This window comes from Rhodococcus sp. 27YEA6 (assembly GCF_044908235.1).
Classification (GTDB): Bacteria; Actinomycetota; Actinomycetes; order Mycobacteriales; family Mycobacteriaceae; genus Rhodococcus_F; species Rhodococcus_F qingshengii.
This window is the reverse complement of sequence record NZ_JBIYCY010000017.1, coordinates 64,088-81,531: the sequence shown is the minus strand read 5'-3', so window position 1 is coordinate 81,531 and position 17,444 is coordinate 64,088. Positions and strand designations below refer to the sequence as shown.

Here is a 17,444-nt window from a genome sequence, read left to right as displayed (position 1 = left end):
GGCGCGGCTATTCCGCCGCCACTGCGCGAAGGTCGTCGGCGATGACCCGCTTGAGGATCTTGCCTGCCGGGCCCAGCGGGAATTCGGTACGGAACACGAAGCGTCGCGGCTGCTTGTAGCCGGCCAGTTCGGCTCGGCACAGCGCGGTGAGCTCGGCTGTGACGGCGTCGGTGTCGATCTCGCCGCGAGGAACGACGACCGCGATGGGCGTCTCGCCCCACTCGGGATCCGATACACCGACCACGGCAACCATCTCCACGGCGCTGTGATGACCGATCACGCGCTCGATCTCCGCCGGGTAGACGTTGAACCCACCCGAAATGATCATGTCGGTCTTGCGTCCCGTGATGTGCAGATAGCGCTCCTCGTCGAGGAATCCGAGGTCACCCGACCAGAGCCCGGTGGGGCGGAAGGCCTCCGCCGTCTGCTCGGCACGATTCCAGTATCCGGTGGCGTTGGCGTCGGACTCGATGACGATCTCGCCGATCTCACCCGCAGGCAGCTCGGCACCGTCGGCGTCGACGATGCGAATCGACACCATCGGTGTCTCCTGCCCGCACGACGTGAGGATCGAGGTCTTGCCATTTACCATGTCGCGGTGATCCTGTGGAGTGAGAATCGTTGCCTGACCACCGCATTCGGTCAGACCGTACCGCTGCTGCAGGTCGCAACCGAGCAGATCCATGGCCTTGCGCGCAAGACCGGGAGGCACCGGCGACGAGCCGTAGCTGATCCGGCGAAGACTCGACATGTCGCGTGCTGGGCCGTCTTCGAGAATGCGCAGCGTCCGCTGCAGCATGGTGGGAATGAACGTAGTGAACGTGACGCCGCTTCGCTCTATCTCGTCGATGACCGACTGCGGGTCGAACTTCTTGTGGATCACCATCGTCTGACCGAGGTAGGTCCACGAGACCGTGCGCACCATGCCGCCCGCGGTGAAAAACGGGGTGGTGGCCAGGAAGACGTCGGACCGGTTGCCCTCGGTGACCAGGTTGGTGTCCACCGCCTGCGCGAGCAGCGAACGATGCGTGTTTACAACGCCTTTCGAGCGCCCAGTGGTTCCGCTTGTGTAGAGGATGAAGAGCACATCGTCCGGTTCGATCGTCGGCAGAGCCGTTTTCTGGCCCTGGTCGAGTACCGATTCGTATTCGACGCCTACCGACGTGTCGCCGCCCGATCCGATGCGCACCAGCACGTCGAGATTCACGAGTTCGCCGCCGAATCGTTCGAGTTGATCGGTGTGCACGATGACTGCACGCGCACCCGAATCGTCACGTACGTGCGCCAATTCGTCCGGAGCGAGACGGATGTTGACCGGCACCGCGACCAAGCCTGCCTTGGCGAGGGCGAACGTCGCCTCCGGCCACTCGACACAGTTTCGAGCGATCACCAGGACGCGGTCGCCCTTGTTCAGCCCTGCGCTCAGCAGGTAGCGAGCCAACTGATCGGCTCGAAGATCCACCGCCGCCCACGTGTGGGTGGTGCCACCCTCGACCACGGCGGTCTTGTCGGGGTATCTCCGCGCGTTGTTCCGTGAGATGTCGCCTACCAGCACAATTCCTCGCATATGTTCTCGGGAAGGTGACTCGCACCTTCGCGTATCGGTCGCAGCACGTCGTTCTCAGATCAGGAAGGCAAGGGTGTCCAGCGGACCACCGGCGCCCACGAGATGCACGGTCTTGGCGACGAGTTCGAATCCTTTGTCGGTGCGGCGCACCGTGTGGACAACTCGGCCGGCCCAGATGCGTTGTGTGTAGCGGTACTCGAACACCGCGAAGTTCGATCCCACCGTCACGGTGTCGGCGGTGGTGCCGAGAACCTCCATGTTGCTCAACATTCTGCGCATCACCGACGGCGGTGTCTGCGAATGCCGGTTGCCGGTGTTGAGCTGCGCAACACGGGACTTGATGCGTCGTCGGTTGTCGTAGATGTACGACAGCTGCGTCTTCGGATCGGTGTCCGGATGCATGGGCACCCAGTACAGTGCGTCGTCGGCCCACAGCAACTCCCATTCGGAGTACCTGCCCTCATCGGCCAACCGCGATTCTAGATACAGGAATCCGGCGACGTCTGTATCTGGGGCGGGCAACGGGGTCAACGTATTCGCGACATCTGCCGCGCCGGCGATATTCTCAGTGATTGTCACGGTCACTTCTCCTGTCCCACAACGGATGCCCACTGCCGGTAGAATCCGCGCTGCGGTGTTTCCGCACTCTTGTCGTAGTTGACGATTCCGGTCTCGTCGGTCACGTCGGTTTCGAGGCCGCGTGAGAGGCGAAGCCACTCGGGATCCTGGGCCGCGAGACCGGCCTGATTGCGCATGCCGATCTCGCCGTCGTCGGCGATGAGGAATCCGGCCGGGCCCATCGCACCTTCGGAACGCCGCAGGGTGCGCTCGTTGAGCTTGTCCTGGCCGGGGATGATCACCGCGGTGGTGTACGCGACGGTGCGGTCGACGTCGATCGGTTCGACGTACATGACGTTCATCTCGGCAAGGAAAAGATTGGGCCAGATCAGTGTATGCGCCGGCCCGACGACGAGCGCGTCGTGGGCCTTCTCGACGCCGTGCGCTTTCTCCAGCGCCGCAACGTATTCCGGTAACTTCTCCCTGGGGGTACGGCCGTACCAGACGAACTCCTCGTCGAGTTTGCGATACTCGGCCGAGTAGTCGATCTCCGAGTGTCCGTCACCGATGTCACGGACGACGACCTCGACCTTGGACGGAATGTGCGAGACCTTCGCGGGCTTGATGGCGTCGTACACCGAGGCGTGGGTGAACAGCGCGTGATAGCCGTCGACGTTGTTCTCCACCACCATCTTCCAGTTCGCGTGGTGCAGATGCTTCATCCAGTTCGAGCGTAGATCGATAGTGCCGGTGGGCGACAGGTCGAGCACTCGATCGATGGCACGCGTCGCGCCGCCGAGATGCTCCTTCAGTGACACGCCATCCGCCGACAGCGACGCGAAGATGAATCCGCCGTAGCTGTCGACGCGGGGAGCCTCGGCCATGCCTAGTTCCGAGCGCACTTTGTTGAAGGCGTCGCCGTAGCCGTTTCGCATCGGCACCGCGGCGAGCGAACCGTCGTTCGAGAACGTCCAGCCGTGGTACGGGCAGCGGAAGTTGCTGGCGTTGCCGGACTCCGCGTTGCAGAGCTTGTTGGCGCGGTGCGAGCAACGGTTGAGCAGGACGCGCACGATGTCGTCCTTGCCGCGCACGACGACGACGGGATCGTGTCCGATCACCCGGGTGAGATAGTCCCCCTCCTCGCTTACCTCGCTCTCGTGTGCGACATACACCCAGCCGGTGCGGAAGATGGTGTCCATCTCACGCTTGAATATCTCGGGTGAGGTGTACACCGAGCCGTGCACGCGGTCGCCTTGAACGACGTCGGCGACGTCGAACGCGTCCGAGTTGCCGTCGGCGGTCTGTGGCGGCGTGTGGGCCAACGCGGGTTCGAGTGTGGTCATGAGCGGGCCTCCGTGTCCGATGAAGCGGGATCAAATGATGCAGGTTCGGTTTGGGCAGAGTTGGATTCGATGCATGCGGCGGGCAGTGCAACCCCGCCCAGGTGCCGGAACCCGACGGAGACGGTGTCCCCGATGCGAGGTGCGGCCGAGGCGACATCGACGGTCGTCATGATCAGGCGGTGGCCGCCGCGTAGTTCGACGTCGACGATAGGATAGGGCTCGGTGGTCGCGACCAGTCCGGGTTCGAGCCGATGCATGAGCGTGGCCGAATGAACGGTTCCGGCGAGCTCGGTTGCACGCCAGTCCGTTTCAAACGATCCGCACCGGTCACAGACCTGCTGGTCGAGATCGACCGGGGCGTCGCACCTCGAGCAGAACGGCAGCATGAGTTCGCCGCGGGCGGCGCCGTCGTACAGCGGCTGCAGCGGATCGCCGTCGACGGTCGGCGCCAGCGACGGGGCGAGCAGCCAGTCGGTTCGATTGTCGGTGATCACTGTCATGCCGCACGCTCGAGAACGAGTGCCGCATGGTGATCTACGCGACCGCCGATTCCGCCGACGAGTGCCGTTCGGGCGCCGTCCACCTGACGATCGCCGCCCGCTCCTCGCAGTTGGACGAGAGCTTCGGACAACGGCGTCATGCCCTGGAGGTAGAACCCGGACAGCTGACCGCCGCCGGTGTTGGTCGGCAGCACGCCACCGAGGCCGGTCTCTCCGGACCGGACGAAATCGCCTGCACGAACGCCGCGGGTGAGGCCGTACTCCTCGAGCAGCATCAGCGTCACGATCGAGAAGGGGTCGTAGAGCTGAGCGGTGTCGAGGTCGTCGCGGGTCATCCCGGCTTCCGTCAGTGCATCCTCGACAGCGCGAGCGCCGCCGCCGAACCACGACTCACGGCCGGCTCGCCGATGACGAACTGGATGCTCGCGCCCGGCACCGCGAATCGCGACCCTCGGGCCCGTTCCGACGCCGGGGTCCGCGGTGATCACGACCGCGACGGCACCGTTGACCGGCCGCGCGCAGTCGAGTCGGCGCAGCGGTTCGGAGATCATCGGGCTCGCGTAGTACTCGTCGCTGTCGAGCGGAGCGCGCACAACGGCGTGCGGGTTGCGCTGTGCCCATGCGCGAGTGCTCGTGGCGACGGCGCGAAGATCGTCCGGCGTTCCGCCATTGGTGTGCATCCATCGGTTGGTCAGCAGCGCATAGGTCGGGACCGAGCCCAGGACACCCGACGCGCGTTCCAGTCCGCGAGTGCCGCTCTGGCCGCCACTCTGCGCGTAGGCCGAGCCGGCTGCCCTGCCTGCCACGAGAGGAGCGTCGGCGAACACACACACGACTGCTCGCGCGGCGGACGACGCCACCGCGGCACGCGCGTGCTGGATCATCGCGATGGTCGTAGCGCCCTTGATCTCGATGTGCTCGAGCAGTCGCAGATCACCGAACCCACCCTGCGCCGCGAACGCGACACCGAGTCGATCAGGCCGAATTCCCTGCGACGAGCCGACGAGCAGCCCATCGACGTCGTGCAGTTCCAGTCCGGCATCGGCGACCGCAGCACGTGTGGCCTCACCCGCGAGCTCGAGCGGCGACGACCCGGGCCGCAGTGACATCTCGGTCATGCCGAGCCCCACTATGGCCGGGGTCGTCGTGGACGCAACGGTCATGGCTTGGTGCTCCTGACGGGACCGAGCGAGCGATCCCTTCGCTCGTCGCGGTAGTTGCCCACCCTGATCCACTCCTGGCGATCTTCCGGCGTCGCGAGGCACAGGCTCGCCAACTCGAGCGGCGACAGGAAGATGTGGTCCCCGGTCTCGGCGTCCTCGACCAGCAAACGCGGACCGTTGCCCGTGTCGTCGACCGAGATACGGACGACCGCGAATTCGTTGGACAGATGAGCGACCTCCCGCCTCTTGGGAGTGCGTCGATCCGTTACTTCGTCAGACATTGACCTCAACTCTTTCTCTGACTGCTGGTGGTCGACGCGCTCGATGGAACGACGAGCCGATCGGACCAGCTACCTTCATAGTCATATCGTATGCGAGTGTCAGAAACAATGGCTGCGATCGACCGAACTAGGTCAGGCTGGTCCAATTATTCCCTGTTCAAAGCTGTAGATTGACGTCGCATGAAGATGCACACTATGAATAGATAGCACTGAACAGGTACAGAGCGTCAGATTACGATCATCACCGACGGCGAACTCGGCAACACGGAAGGCTCCCGATGACAGAGACCACGATCGACTCTCCGACGACACCCGACACCGAGGTTGGGAACGAGAACTACCAGAGCATCTGGGGCTATCTGCGCGAGCTGGAGTTCCGCCAGGGTTTCCTGGACGTCGACGGCGTTCGCACCCGATACGTCGAGGCCGGTTCTCCGGACAAGCCGCACGTGATCCTGCTGCACGGCACCGGTGGACACTGGGAGACGTTCGCCCCGAACCTGTCCGCGTTCAGTGAGCATTACCATTGCATCGCAATCGATCTCGTCGGCAACGGATTCTCCGACAAGCCGGACTACGACTACGAGATCGCCGTCTACGTACGCCAGATCCTGGCCGTGCTCGACTTATTCGGTATTTCGAAGTCCCACTTGATCGGAATGTCGCTGGGCGCGTGGGTCTCCGCCGCGGTGGCGGTCGAGCATCCCTCCCGCGTCGACAAGCTGATCCTGATGTCGCCCGCCGGCCTCGTCGCGACGGCGTCGAACATGGCTCGCATCCGCGCCGAGCGGACCACGGCAGTCGAGAACCCCACCTGGGAATCTATTCACAGGGTCTTCGAACACCTCATCGCCGATGAATCGCGTCGCCTCCCCGACCTTATCGCCCTCCGGCAGGCAATCTACCGGCGCGAGGACACCCGCACCTCGATCGAACACCTGTTGATCCTGCAGGACGCCGATGCACGCGACCGCAACCTGATCCCCGAGGACAAATGGGCGACCATCGCCGCGCCGACGATGATCGTCGCATCCGGCAAGGACCACGGCGAATACCAGAGCACCGCGCGCACGGTCGCCCGGCTGATTCCCGAATCGGAGATCTTCGAAATGACAGAGGTGCGCCACTGGCCGCACTTCGAGGATCCGGCGAGCTTCAACCCGGCAGCGTTGGAATTCCTCGGTCGAGGTACCGCCGTCAGCACTCACGCATCCGACCGGGACGCCACCGATGAGTGAGACGTTGGACGCGGGCGCCGTCGCCGACGCCGCATCCCGACTCTACGAAGCGGAGAGAACCCGAACTCCGATTCGCCAACTGTCTCTTCAGTATCCGGACATGACGATCGACGACGCCTATGCCGTGCAGCGCGCGCTCGTCGAGCTCAAGATCGCCGACGGTCGCACTGTGCGTGGCCGCAAGATCGGGCTCACGTCCAAGGTGATGCAGCGCGCGGTGTCGATCTCGGAACCCGATTACGGTGCGCTGTTCGACGACATGTTCTTCGACGACGGCGGTACGGTGCCGGCGAACCGGTTCATCCGGCCGCGCGTCGAGGTGGAACTCGCGTTCGTTCTGGGCGAGACGTTGAAGGGCCCCGGCGTAACGCTGTACGACGTGCTGCGTGCCAGCGAGTACGTGACACCTGCTCTGGAAATTCTCGACGCCCGCGTGCAGATGAGCGATCCGGATACCGGGCACCTGCGGACGATCGTGGACACCATCTCCGACAATGCCGCCGACGCCGGAATCGTCCTCGGCGGCAACGTCGTTCGACCACACGACGTCGATCTTCGCTGGGTCGGCGCACTGCTGCTGCGCAACGCCTCCATCGAGGAGTCGGGACTTGCAGCTGCCGTGTTGGGACATCCCGCGAACGGAGTCGCGTGGTTGGCCAACCGGCTCGCTCCGCACGACGTCGCGCTGCAGGCAGGTGAGATCATTCTGGCCGGCTCGTTCACCAAGCCGGTGTTCGCCGAACCCGGTGACACCTTCGTCGCCGACTACGGTCCGCTCGGCACCGTGTCGGTCTACTTCGAACCGCTGGACCGAACATGACGGCCAACAGCTGGCGGGAGCTCCTGTCCGCCGGCACGGCACAGTTCGGCATGTGGGTCGCCTCGGGCAACAGCTACACGGCCGAGATCTGTGCAGGGTCGGGGCTCGACTGGTTGATGCTCGACCAAGAGCACGTTCCCAACGACCTCCGCTCTACTCTGGCTCAGCTGCAGGCCGTGGCCCCGTACCCGATCGAGGTGCTCGTACGGCCGGCGTCGGGAGACGCCGTCGTCATCAAGCAACTCCTCGACATCGGCGCGACGAACCTGATCGTGCCGATGGTCGAGTCGGCCGACGAGGCCGCAGCCCTGGTCGCAGCAACTCGCTACCCACCGAACGGTATCCGCGGCGTCGGTAGCGCCCTCGCCCGCGCCTCGCACTGGAACCGTACTTCTGACTATCTCATCACCGCCGACGAAGGAATCTCACTCACCGTCCAGGTCGAATCGACCGCGGGCCTCGAGGCACTGAAGGACATCGCATCGACGCCGGGGGTCGACGCCGTGTTCATCGGACCGGCCGACCTCGCCGCCTCCATGGGGTACCTCGGACGACCACACGACCCTGTTGTGGTCGAGGCCGTCGAACGGGCTATTTCGGACATCACGGCGTGTGGAACGGTCGCGGGGGTCAACGCGTTCGACGAGACACTCGCGCGTCGGTACATCGCCGCGGGGGCGCGCTTCGTACTCGTCGGCGCCGACGTCACGATTCTCTCCAGCGGCAGCGACGAGCTCGCTCGTCGATACGTCGTAACCGGCAAGAATTCCTAAAGCACTTCAATCTGACGATACTGTCACTTACACTTGAATGTAGTCGGACCGCGAATCGAGAGTGATTCGCCGCTACGGAAGGCCCCGAAAGATGGATTTGGACTTCACGAAGGAACAGGTGGAGTTCCGCGACCAGGTGCGTACATGGTTGGTCGAGAACAAGCCGCGCGAGGAACGCCCGCGCGACAACGCGGGGATTCGCGATTACGACATGGCGTGGCAGCAGACGCAGTGGAAGGGCGGCTGGGCCGGAATCGCCTGGCCGACCGAGTACGGCGGCCGCGGACTGACATTGCTGCAACAGCTGATCTGGTACGAGGAGTACGCGGCACAGGGATTCCCTGGAATCGATGCCAACTTCGTCGGCCTCAGCCACGCAGGCCCGACGCTGATCACTCGAGCAGGCGAGGAGCAGAAGGCATTCCACCTTCCCAAAATCCTGAAGGGCGAGGCGATATGGTGCCAGGGATTCTCCGAACCCGAAGCCGGATCCGATCTGGCCTCGCTGAAGATGAAGGCCGTCGTCGACGGCGAATCCCTCGTGGTGAGCGGTCAGAAGATCTGGACGAGCTTCGCGATGAGCGCCCACTTCCAGGAACTGCTGGTTCGCACCGACAACTCGGGTTCCAAGCACAAGGGCATCACCTGGGCCATCTGCGACATGAGCACCCCCGGCATCGAAGTTCGCCCCATTCGAACCATCGAAGGCGGCGAGGAATTCTGCGAGGTGTTCTACGACGACGTCAGGATCCCGCTGAGCAACGTGGTCGGTGAGATCGGCTCCGGGTGGAGCGTGGCGATGTCGACCCTGTCCTTCGAACGCGGAACCGCGTTCACCGCCAATCAGGTTCGCCTGGCCAAGGTGGTCGAGGACCTGATCGACTTCGCCCGCGATCATGTCGGCCCCGACGGTCGACGAGCGGCAATCGAGGACGACGAGATCTCCCGTCGACTTGCTCGCGCCCGCGCATCGGTGGCATCGCTGCGAGCGATGACCTATGTCGGCATCTGCGAGAACATGAAGTCCGACACCCCCGGTCCGCGCGGGTCCATACTCAAGCTCCACTACGCGGATCTGTGCAAAGAGGTGGCCGCACTGGCGATGGACATCGTCGGGGTCGACGCGCTCCGCGATTCCTCACGGTGGGACAAGAACGGGTGGGTGGGCAACTACCTGTATTCGTTCTCGCAGTCCATCGGAGGCGGAACCTCGGAAATCCAGCGAAACATCATCGGGGAACGCGTCCTCGGTCTCCCACGGTGAGAAGAGAGAAACGATCATGAATCTACTCCCCTCTGAGGAACAGCTCGACATAGTCTCTGCTGCAACCGATTTCATCGACTCCCGGCTGCCTGTCGCCGATATCCGCGACCGAGCGGAGCTGCCGAGCGCGGTGGACTCGGCGCGGTGGCGCGAAGGAGCCGAACTCGGACTGCTTACACTCGGCCTCGACGAATCCTTCGGCGGCTCGGGCCGGCCGCTCGACGACGAGGTACTCGTGTTCGCTGCGCTCGCGACGCGCCTCGCGCCCGGTCCGTTCCTGGCGTCGACACTCGCCGCACGGGTCGCTGCGCACAGTGGCGACGTCGAGCTGACCGAGCGCATCGGGAGTGGTTCGGCGCTGGTAGGACTCGGTGAACTGCGCGGCGACGGAGCTTTCGGCGAGGATGGGTTGAAGGGCTCGTTCGACCTGCTCGACTGCGCCGGTGCCACACACGTCCTCCTGGTGGCCCAGCACGGCGCCGCTCTCGTCGCGATCGACGAGTTTCCGGACATCACACCCGTACCCTCGATCGATCCCGCCGTCCGCCTGTCGACGTCGACCGTGATCTCCGGCCGCGTGACCCACTGGGCGCCGGCTTCGACCGATCCGATTTTCTCGAGGGCGCAGGTTCTCGCGGCGGCCACACTCGCCGGACTGGCTGCGGCCGCGAAGAACATGGCGACCGAGCATGCCGCCACCCGGATCCAGTTCGACAAACCCATCGGGGTCAACCAGGCCGTCAAACACATGTGCGCCGACATGGCGGTGTCGGCCGACGCGTCCATCTCGCAGACGTTGTTCGCCGCGATCGCACTCCAATCGGGCCGGGACGACAGCGAATTTCAGATCCTGTCCGCCAAGTCGGTTGCTGCCAGAGCCGCGATCGACAACGCCGCGCACAGCATCCAGGTACACGGCGGGATGGGCTACACCTACGAACACAACGCGCATCTCGTGCTGAAACGGGCACACGTGTTCGCGCACCTGTTCGGCGAACCGACCGATGTGCTCGCACAGCTTCTCCAGCAGGGTGCGGCACAGTGACGCGCAAGGTTGCCATCGCGGGCGTCGCGCTGTCCGACGGCGGCAAGGTGGACGACAAGAACGCGTACGAGCTCATGGCACAGGCGAGTCGACGTGCGCTCGCCGAGGCCGGTCTCACCCCCGCCGACGTCGACGGACTCGGCTCCACGGGCCAGGGAACATTGCCGCCCACCGACGTCGGTGAATACCTGGGCCTGAAACCGCGCTGGATCGACTCGACGTCCGTCGGAGGCGCGTCGTGGGAGGTCATGCTCGCGCACGCCACCGACGCCATCGCCGCGGGGCACGCCGACGTCGTGCTGCTGACCTACGGGTCGACCGCCCGCGCCGACATTCGAAAAGGATTGCGCGGCGCCAACATCAACTGGGGCTCTCGCGGACCTCTCCAGTGGGACGCACCCTACGGTCACACGCTCATCTCGAAGTACGCGATGGCTGCGCGCCGGCACATGTACCAGTACGGCACCACCATCGAGCAGCTCGCCGAGGTCGCGGTCTCGGCCCGATTCAACGCCGCGGACAACCCCGAGGCGATGTACCGCGATCCCATCACGATCGAGGACGTGCTGTCGGGACCGATGATCGCCGACCCGTTCACCAAGCTGCACTGCTGCATTCGCTCGGACGGCGGCGCCGCAGTGGTGCTGGTCTCCGAGGATCGAGTGAAGGACCTCGTGTCCGACCCGGTGTGGGTACTCGGATCGGGTGAGGCGACATCGCACATGCTCACGAGCCAGTGGGACGACATGACGGTCGGGCCGGCCTCGGTAACGGGACCGCTCGCGTTCGCGCGCGCCGGTCTGAAGCCGTCCGACGTCGATGTCGCGGAGATCTACGACGCCTTCAGCTACATGCTGCTCCTCACGATGGAAGACCTGGGCTTCTGCGAGAAGGGCGAAGGCGGCAAGTTCGTCGAATCCGGCGCACTGCGCTTGGGCGGAGACTTACCGACCAACACCGACGGCGGCGGCCTGTCTGCCTGCCACCCCGGTCAACGAGGACTCTTCCTCATCGTTGAAGCGGCACGCCAGCTTCGCGGTGAGTCCGGTGTCCGGCAGACTCCGAACGCGAAGATCGCCTGCGTCAGCGGTACCGGCGGATGGTTCTGCTCGAGTGGCACCGTACTGCTGGGATCGGAACAACCGTGACGGCTGCGCGCTCGCCCGTCCGTCCCCCACTTCCCGGTCGATTCACCAGTACCGGAGAGTTGATGGCGGCAGCAGCGGCAGAGTACGGCGCACGCGACGCCTACGTGGAACAGGACGGCACCCGACTCGGTTTCGACGAGTGGTACCAGCGCTCTCGTGCGCTCGCCGCTCGTCTCCGCGGCCGGGGAGTCGACCGCGGAGACGTCGTCGCCCTGATGCTTCCGTCGGGAATCGACTACGCGATCTGCTACAGCGCGATCGCACTGCTCGGTGCCGTGACGACCGGGATCAACACGCGACTGGGCCCGCGTGAGGTGGAGTCGATCCTGACGCAGGCACAACCGGCCCTGGTGATCCGCGACGCCGATGCCGGTCTCCCCGAGATCGACGCCGCGCTTCCGGTCATGGCACGCAGCGAACTGGACGCCGCCTTTCACGAGGGGGACACCGACTTCGTCTCTGCAACAACGGGTCTCGATGCACCGGTGACCATCATCTTCACGAGCGGAACGACCGGACTACCGAAAGGCGCCTGGTTCGACGGCGAGAACATGGCTGCCGCAGCGCATTCGGCCGGCGTGATGAGCGCCCCCTACGATCGACGCCTCTCGTCCACGCCGTTCCCGCATGCCGGGTACATGGCGAAGCTGTGGGATCAGCTCGTCTGGGGTATCACCCTCGTGGTCTCCCCCGTCCCGTGGTCGGCCGCGAAGATGCGAGACATACTCGTCCGCGAGCGCATCACGATGGCGGGCGGCGTCCCGACCCAGTGGACCAAACTTCTCGACCTCCCCGACGTACGACGTGATTCGTTTCCCGACCTCCGGCTCGGCATCGTCGCCACCGCTCCTGCGTCACCGGAACTCGTCGAGCGCACCGCCGAGCTGATCGGCGTGCCGTTGGTGGTTCGCTATGCGATGACCGAGTCGCCGAGCGTGTGCGGCACCGCGATCGACGATCGACCGGACGTGGCATTCCGCACCGTCGGAAAACCGCAGACCGGCATGGACGTTCGCATCACCGACGAGGACGGCACCGACGTGCCGACGGGCCGGGTCGGACGAGTGCGCGTTCGCGGCGCGTGCGTGATGCGCGGATACTGGAACGACGACGAGCGCACCGCCGACGCTTTCGACGACGACGGCTGGTTCGTCAGCGGAGACCTCGGCAGCATCACCGACGAGGGCGACCTGGTATTGGCAGGACGCGTCGGAGACATGTACATCCGCGGCGGTTTCAACGTGCATCCGGTGGAAGTCGATCACGTACTCGCCGAGCATCCCGGAGTGAAAGAGGCAGCAGTAGTGGGATATCCGACGCCCGTCATCGGCGAGATCGGGGTCGCGTTCGTCGTGCCGTCCGACGCCTCGTCGCCGCCGACGTCTGCCTCGCTTCGACGGTGGACCGCCGACCGACTCGCCGACTACAAGTCCCCCGACCACCTCGTGATCGTCGACGCGTTGCCGCTGACCGCGATGAACAAGGTCGACCGAAATCGGTTGCGCACGTTGGCGTCCGAGAATCCTCCGCCGCCGCGATGAGCGAATCCATCACCCCGAACGCGTCCGTCCCGGCGACCACCGACACACTGGCGAACCTTCGTGACGTCGGCGGGTTGCACACCGTCGACGGACGGACCACACGCTACGGCGTTCTCTACCGCAGTGATGCCCCCTACCAGGGGGATTCCCGTCCAGCAGCGGTGTCGATCTGGCCACCCGCGGTGGTCGTCGATCTTCGTTCCCTCGCGGAGACCGAACGAAATCCGTTCGACTGGGGCCAGGACACGATCCGCCATCACCGTCCCCTGCACGACGGAGCAGCGCCCACCGAGGTATTACCACCGGAACTCACGGGACTGTACAACCAGATTCTGGGGTCCGCCGCCGATCGCGTCGCCGAATTGCTGTCGATCGTCGTAGGCGCGTCGGGCCCGACGCTCGTGCACTGCGCCGCAGGCAAGGACCGCACCGGCGTCGCGGTCGCAACACTTCTGCTGGCCGCAGGCGTGACGCCGAACGAGGTGGTCGACGACTATCTGCAGACATCCGCGCACATGCCCGCGCTGCGACTGCGATGGAAGGCCAAGGCCAACAAGGGTTCCGCTCGGCGCGCACTGCCACCGCAGTGGCTGACCGCACCCGAATCCGCGATCACGTCGGTCGTGGATCGCCTCACACTCTGGCCTGGCGGCGCAGGCGGATGGCTCGTCGACCACGGTGCGAGCGCAGCCGATCTCGCGCAGTGGCGCGCCGCACTACTGAATTGAAACATCGCTCGACCCAGACACTGCTGGAAACAAGCACTGCTGTAAACGAGACACTGTTGGACCGATGCACGGAGGTAGACGCAATGCGAGTACACATCGAACTCGATCAGTGCGAGGGACACGGTCTGTGCGCGGCCACCGCGCCGGACCTCTACGACCTCGACGACGACGGATTCGCGGCGAATGCCGATTTCGAGGTCCCGGACGCGCTGATCGCGGACGCCGAATCGGGGGTGTCCGCGTGCCCGATGAGCGCCATCCGACTCCTCGCAGGTTGATCGTTTCCGCTGCGAAATTTGCTGTGGTGGAACAGTATCGACGTTCTTCGATTTTTCCTGCGCGGATGGTCTAGCGTCGAATGCAGGCACGACGCATAAGTGGCGAATCGCCACCGTCGGCCCTCATCCCCGGCGTGAACAGGAGTTCTCATGGCAGGACGTCTCGAAGGAAAAGTAGCATTCATCACCGGTGCCGCCCGTGGTCAGGGTAGGAGCCACGCGGTGCGTCTGGCGCAGGAGGGCGCAGACATCATCGCCGTCGACATCTGCGAGCAGATCGAGTCCAACCCGTATCCGCTTGCGACACCGGAGGATCTAGACGAGACCAAACGTCTCGTCGAGAGACTCGACCGACGCATCGTGACGGCGAAGGCCGATGTGCGCGAACGCAGTCAGCTCCGCGACGCGCTCGGCGCCGGAGTTGCAGAACTCGGCCGACTCGACATCGTACTCGCGAACGCCGGAATTCTCCCCATGGCAATGGGTGATCCCGATCCGTTGGACTTCGTGGACGCAACCGATGTCGATCTTCTCGGCGTCATGAACGCTGTGGCAGTTGCCCTCCCGCACCTGCCCGATCACAGTTCCATCGTCGTCACCGGTTCCACCGCGGCGATGCTCCCCGGCACCACCGACAACCCGGCGATGGGCCCGGGAAGCGCAGGATACGGCTGGGCGAAGAAGACGTTGATGGGTTACGTCGAGCAGATGGCATTGCATCTAGCGCCCAAGTTCATTCGCGTCAACTGTGTCCACCCCACCAACGTCAACACCCATCTCCTACACAATGACGGCCTGTACAGCATGTTCCGTCCCGATCTCGAGAACCCGACTCGTGAAGACGTGGAGCCGGCGTTCACCACCTTCCAAGCGATGCCGATCCCGTACGTCGAACCGGTCGACATCTCCAACCTCATGCTCTTCCTCGCTTCGGACGAATCTCGCTACATCACGGGTCAGCAGATCCGGGTGGACGCGGGCTCCCTCCTCAAGTTCCCCCAGGGCCCAAGTTAGGGCAGGATCGGTATCATCGACGAGACGGATGTCGGTTGCCTCGGCGGTCGCATCGGAGGTAGTCGTCACCAGGTGCCGCTCGTCCCTCACGAGGACGCACAGGACGGCACAACGGGCAGCGTCGATCTCGGCGTGCCCGACACTTCGAATCCCGCTGCTGGAGAACCGATCACGATCGGATTCAACAGTGACTGCGGGGGCAAAATCGGTCTCGGCCGTCACGAAAGGTGCTCTGGCCGATGTGGATCAGACGATCACGGTACTCTCGCCCGCCGGAATCCCGCTGCTGACCCACAGTTCGGCATCCCAGGCCGTACAACAGACTCCCGGCGTCTTCAGCTTGCCGAACGGGCTGAGTCCCTGACGCGGAGGCACACGATCAAGGTGTGAATTAGGCTGCGCTGAGCGGCATCGCCGTCCCCGGAATGGAAGGTTCGGCCCGTTCCCCGGAGTGCTGTTGTACGAGAACACCGGTATCGACATGACAGTGACGGCCATTGCATCCGTTACCGCCGACATGACGCCGCCGATCACCGCCGCGAGCGCTGACGGATCCGAGCTCTACCACGTGTTCGGGAACGACAGCTCCTGCACCAGTGCATTGAAAGCGATCAAAACGTACGAGAATGGCGTCCACATCCTCGTCAGATGTGGACGCCACTTTCGTGTGACGACTGCGAACGGCTACGCCGATCTAGGTCGCCGGGTAGCTGAAGGTCTTGGTTTCGAGGAAGTCTTCGAGTCCTTCGACGCCCCATTCGCGGCCGAGACCGCTCTGCTTGTAGCCACCGAACGGCGACTCCGGATCGAACCACTGAGCACCGTTGAGCGCGATCGTCCCCGTCCGCAACCGAACAGCGACTCGCTTGGCGCGTTCGACGTCGGAGCTGTATACCGATCCGCTGAGGCCGAACTCCGAATCGTTCGCGATACGGACTGCGTCGTCGTCGTCCGCGAAACCGATGAGGCATATCACCGGACCGAAGATCTCCTCGCGAGCGATCCTGCTGTCGGCCGGGACGTGCGAGAACAGTGTCGGCGGAACGAAGTAGCCCTTCGAGTGCTGCTCGGGTCGAGTTCCGCCGATCACCAGGCGTGCTTGGGTCTTACCCAACTCGATGTAGTCCAGTACCTTCTCGAATTGGGACCGGTTGATCAAGGGCCCCATCATGTTCGCCATGTCAGTCGGATCACCCCACGGCAGACCGGACAGGATTTGCTTGCCAATAGCTGCAGCCTGATCCATGAGATGGTTTGGGATCAGCAAGCGAGTGGCAAGTGCACATCCTTGGCCTGCGTGCATGCACACCGCACCGGCCGCCATTGCAACACTCGACGCTAGGTCGGCGTCGTCGAGAATGATCGCCGCCGATTTCCCACCGAGCTCCAACGACACCCGCTTGATGGTCTCCGACGCATTGCGCATGACCAGTCGGCCCGTCGCGGTCGATCCGGTGAAAGTGATCTGATCGACGTCGCGATGGGTCGTGAGGACTTCGGCGACCCGATTGTCCGACGTGGTCACGATGTTGAGTACACCGGCCGGAATGTCGGTGTCGGCTGCAGCAGCGGCCAGTACGGTTCCCGACCACGGAGTGTCCGGAGCCGGCTTCAGAATTACCGTGCATCCGGCAGCGAGCGCCCCGCCGATCTTGGTGAGGTTGAGCTGGAACGGAAAGTTCCACGGCGTGATCGCGGCGACCACTCCTGCCGCTTCCTTGCGCACGGTCCGCAGGGACTGTCCGCCCATGATCTGTTTGCGCGGCAAAGAGCGCTCGAACTCGTACGTGGACAACAGTTCCGGCCAGTATCCCAGCGACTCGACGGGTCCGTCGAGACCCATCGGAAACGACAGTGCCAACGGCATGCCGCTCTCCGCGGTCAGCACGGGGCGAATCTCGTCCGCGACCTTGCGCAGATTGTTCTGCAGTTGCGTCAGGCACCGACGCCGCAGTTCGACGTCCGTGGACCAGTCCGTCTCGTCGAATGCACGTCGAGCGGCCGCAATGGCCCTCTCGACGTCCTCGACCTGTGCATCGGGCGCGGTTCCGACGACCTCTTCGGTCGCCGGATTCACGACTTCGTAGGTCTGTCCGTTTCCTGCACCGACGAGATTTCCGTCGATGAGCATCTGCTGATCAGTGATGTTCATGTGCTGCTCCTGTTGTGTGACGTCGGTCGCG

18 protein-coding genes are annotated in these 17,444 nt (G+C 64.3%); 11 read left to right on the top strand and 7 right to left on the bottom strand.

Features of this window, described 5'->3' with window-relative positions; translation table 11 throughout:
- Positions 1-7: 7 nt before the first annotated feature.
- From ABH939_RS28555 to ABH939_RS28530, 6 genes are all read right to left on the bottom strand, one after another.
- On the bottom strand, positions 8-1,555 hold the full coding sequence (locus tag ABH939_RS28555) for a class I adenylate-forming enzyme family protein (RefSeq protein WP_191908633.1): 1,548 nt from the start codon (positions 1,553-1,555) through the stop codon (positions 8-10).
- 66 nt (positions 1,556-1,621) lie between these two features.
- Positions 1,622-2,146, bottom strand: a complete 525-nt coding sequence (locus tag ABH939_RS28550) for an aromatic-ring-hydroxylating dioxygenase subunit beta (protein WP_371736604.1) — start codon at positions 2,144-2,146, stop codon at positions 1,622-1,624.
- A 2-nt stretch (positions 2,147-2,148) separates the two neighbouring features.
- Positions 2,149-3,468 carry a Rieske 2Fe-2S domain-containing protein gene (locus ABH939_RS28545; protein WP_080726564.1) on the bottom strand — a complete coding sequence of 440 codons (1,320 nt, stop codon included), beginning with the start codon at positions 3,466-3,468 and terminating at the stop codon, positions 2,149-2,151.
- Positions 3,465-3,968 carry a Zn-ribbon domain-containing OB-fold protein gene (locus ABH939_RS28540; RefSeq protein ID WP_151097037.1) on the bottom strand — a complete coding sequence of 168 codons (504 nt, stop codon included), beginning with the start codon at positions 3,966-3,968 and terminating at the stop codon, positions 3,465-3,467. Before ABH939_RS28540 ends, ABH939_RS28545 begins: the two co-directional genes overlap by 4 nt.
- Positions 3,965-5,131: a thiolase family protein gene (locus tag ABH939_RS28535; RefSeq protein WP_151097039.1), complete on the bottom strand. Its 1,167-nt coding sequence runs from the start codon at positions 5,129-5,131 to the stop codon at positions 3,965-3,967. Before ABH939_RS28535 ends, ABH939_RS28540 begins: the two co-directional genes overlap by 4 nt.
- Positions 5,128-5,412, bottom strand: a complete 285-nt coding sequence (locus tag ABH939_RS28530) for a hypothetical protein (protein ID WP_042447283.1) — start codon at positions 5,410-5,412, stop codon at positions 5,128-5,130. The genes ABH939_RS28535 and ABH939_RS28530 overlap by 4 nt, the downstream gene beginning before the upstream one ends.
- 278 nt (positions 5,413-5,690) lie before the next feature.
- On the opposite strand from ABH939_RS28530, the gene ABH939_RS28525 reads away from it, so the two are divergent.
- The 11 genes from ABH939_RS28525 (at position 5,691) to ABH939_RS28475 (ending at position 15,625) form a co-directional block, all read left to right on the top strand.
- Positions 5,691-6,650 carry an alpha/beta fold hydrolase gene (locus ABH939_RS28525; protein ID WP_151097041.1) on the top strand — a complete coding sequence of 320 codons (960 nt, stop codon included), beginning with the start codon at positions 5,691-5,693 and terminating at the stop codon, positions 6,648-6,650.
- Positions 6,643-7,470: a 2-oxo-hept-4-ene-1,7-dioate hydratase gene (gene hpaH / locus ABH939_RS28520; protein ID WP_042447291.1), complete on the top strand. Its 828-nt coding sequence runs from the start codon at positions 6,643-6,645 to the stop codon at positions 7,468-7,470. The genes ABH939_RS28525 and hpaH overlap by 8 nt, the downstream gene beginning before the upstream one ends.
- On the top strand, positions 7,467-8,243 hold the full coding sequence (locus ABH939_RS28515) for an aldolase/citrate lyase family protein (RefSeq protein ID WP_151097043.1): 777 nt from the start codon (positions 7,467-7,469) through the stop codon (positions 8,241-8,243). The genes hpaH and ABH939_RS28515 overlap by 4 nt, the downstream gene beginning before the upstream one ends.
- Before the next feature lie 91 nt (positions 8,244-8,334).
- Positions 8,335-9,507, top strand: coding sequence for an acyl-CoA dehydrogenase family protein (locus tag ABH939_RS28510; protein ID WP_151097045.1), 1,173 nt, complete (start codon positions 8,335-8,337; stop codon positions 9,505-9,507).
- A 16-nt stretch (positions 9,508-9,523) separates the two neighbouring features.
- On the top strand, positions 9,524-10,552 hold the full coding sequence (locus ABH939_RS28505; RefSeq protein ID WP_151097047.1) for an acyl-CoA dehydrogenase family protein: 1,029 nt from the start codon (positions 9,524-9,526) through the stop codon (positions 10,550-10,552).
- Positions 10,549-11,700 carry an acetyl-CoA acetyltransferase gene (locus ABH939_RS28500; protein WP_151097049.1) on the top strand — a complete coding sequence of 384 codons (1,152 nt, stop codon included), beginning with the start codon at positions 10,549-10,551 and terminating at the stop codon, positions 11,698-11,700. Before ABH939_RS28505 ends, ABH939_RS28500 begins: the two co-directional genes overlap by 4 nt.
- Before the next feature lie 62 nt (positions 11,701-11,762).
- Positions 11,763-13,241, top strand: a complete 1,479-nt coding sequence (locus tag ABH939_RS28495; protein ID WP_042447475.1) for a class I adenylate-forming enzyme family protein — start codon at positions 11,763-11,765, stop codon at positions 13,239-13,241.
- Entirely contained in the window at positions 13,238-13,969 is a 732-nt protein-coding gene (locus ABH939_RS28490) for a tyrosine-protein phosphatase (protein WP_151097053.1), read from the top strand. The genes ABH939_RS28495 and ABH939_RS28490 overlap by 4 nt, the downstream gene beginning before the upstream one ends.
- An 83-nt stretch (positions 13,970-14,052) precedes the next feature.
- Positions 14,053-14,247, top strand: coding sequence for a ferredoxin (locus tag ABH939_RS28485; RefSeq protein ID WP_042447304.1), 195 nt, complete (start codon positions 14,053-14,055; stop codon positions 14,245-14,247).
- A gap of 150 nt (positions 14,248-14,397) precedes the next feature.
- A complete protein-coding gene (locus ABH939_RS28480) occupies positions 14,398-15,261 on the top strand; it encodes a mycofactocin-coupled SDR family oxidoreductase (protein WP_042447306.1) in 864 nt (287 codons plus the stop codon).
- 187 nt (positions 15,262-15,448) lie between these two features.
- Entirely contained in the window at positions 15,449-15,625 is a 177-nt protein-coding gene (locus tag ABH939_RS28475; protein ID WP_191908615.1) for a hypothetical protein, read from the top strand.
- 330 nt (positions 15,626-15,955) lie between these two features.
- On the opposite strand, the gene ABH939_RS28470 is transcribed toward ABH939_RS28475, so the two are convergent.
- Complete coding sequence (locus tag ABH939_RS28470; protein ID WP_042447310.1) at positions 15,956-17,413, bottom strand: aldehyde dehydrogenase family protein; 1,458 nt, start codon at positions 17,411-17,413, stop codon at positions 15,956-15,958.
- Positions 17,414-17,444 lie beyond the last annotated feature (31 nt).

Bases quoted from the DNA above. Each gene is read 5' to 3' on its own strand.
- ABH939_RS28515 (WP_151097043.1), top strand. From the start codon at position 7,467: ATGACGGCCAACAGCTGGCGGGAGCTCCTGTCCGCCGGCACGGCACAG.
- ABH939_RS28510 (WP_151097045.1), top strand. From the start codon at position 8,335: ATGGATTTGGACTTCACGAAGGAACAGGTGGAGTTCCGCGACCAGGTG.
- ABH939_RS28535 (WP_151097039.1), bottom strand. From the start codon at position 5,131: ATGACCGTTGCGTCCACGACGACCCCGGCCATAGTGGGGCTCGGCATG.
- ABH939_RS28525 (WP_151097041.1), top strand. From the start codon at position 5,691: ATGACAGAGACCACGATCGACTCTCCGACGACACCCGACACCGAGGTT.
- ABH939_RS28530 (WP_042447283.1), bottom strand. From the start codon at position 5,412: ATGTCTGACGAAGTAACGGATCGACGCACTCCCAAGAGGCGGGAGGTC.
- ABH939_RS28545 (WP_080726564.1), bottom strand. From the start codon at position 3,468: ATGACCACACTCGAACCCGCGTTGGCCCACACGCCGCCACAGACCGCC.
- hpaH (WP_042447291.1), top strand. From the start codon at position 6,643: ATGAGTGAGACGTTGGACGCGGGCGCCGTCGCCGACGCCGCATCCCGA.
- ABH939_RS28480 (WP_042447306.1), top strand. From the start codon at position 14,398: ATGGCAGGACGTCTCGAAGGAAAAGTAGCATTCATCACCGGTGCCGCC.
- ABH939_RS28495 (WP_042447475.1), top strand. From the start codon at position 11,763: ATGGCGGCAGCAGCGGCAGAGTACGGCGCACGCGACGCCTACGTGGAA.
- ABH939_RS28490 (WP_151097053.1), top strand. From the start codon at position 13,238: ATGAGCGAATCCATCACCCCGAACGCGTCCGTCCCGGCGACCACCGAC.
- ABH939_RS28505 (WP_151097047.1), top strand. From the start codon at position 9,524: ATGAATCTACTCCCCTCTGAGGAACAGCTCGACATAGTCTCTGCTGCA.
- ABH939_RS28485 (WP_042447304.1), top strand. From the start codon at position 14,053: ATGCGAGTACACATCGAACTCGATCAGTGCGAGGGACACGGTCTGTGC.
- ABH939_RS28470 (WP_042447310.1), bottom strand. From the start codon at position 17,413: ATGAACATCACTGATCAGCAGATGCTCATCGACGGAAATCTCGTCGGT.
- ABH939_RS28540 (WP_151097037.1), bottom strand. From the start codon at position 3,968: ATGACAGTGATCACCGACAATCGAACCGACTGGCTGCTCGCCCCGTCG.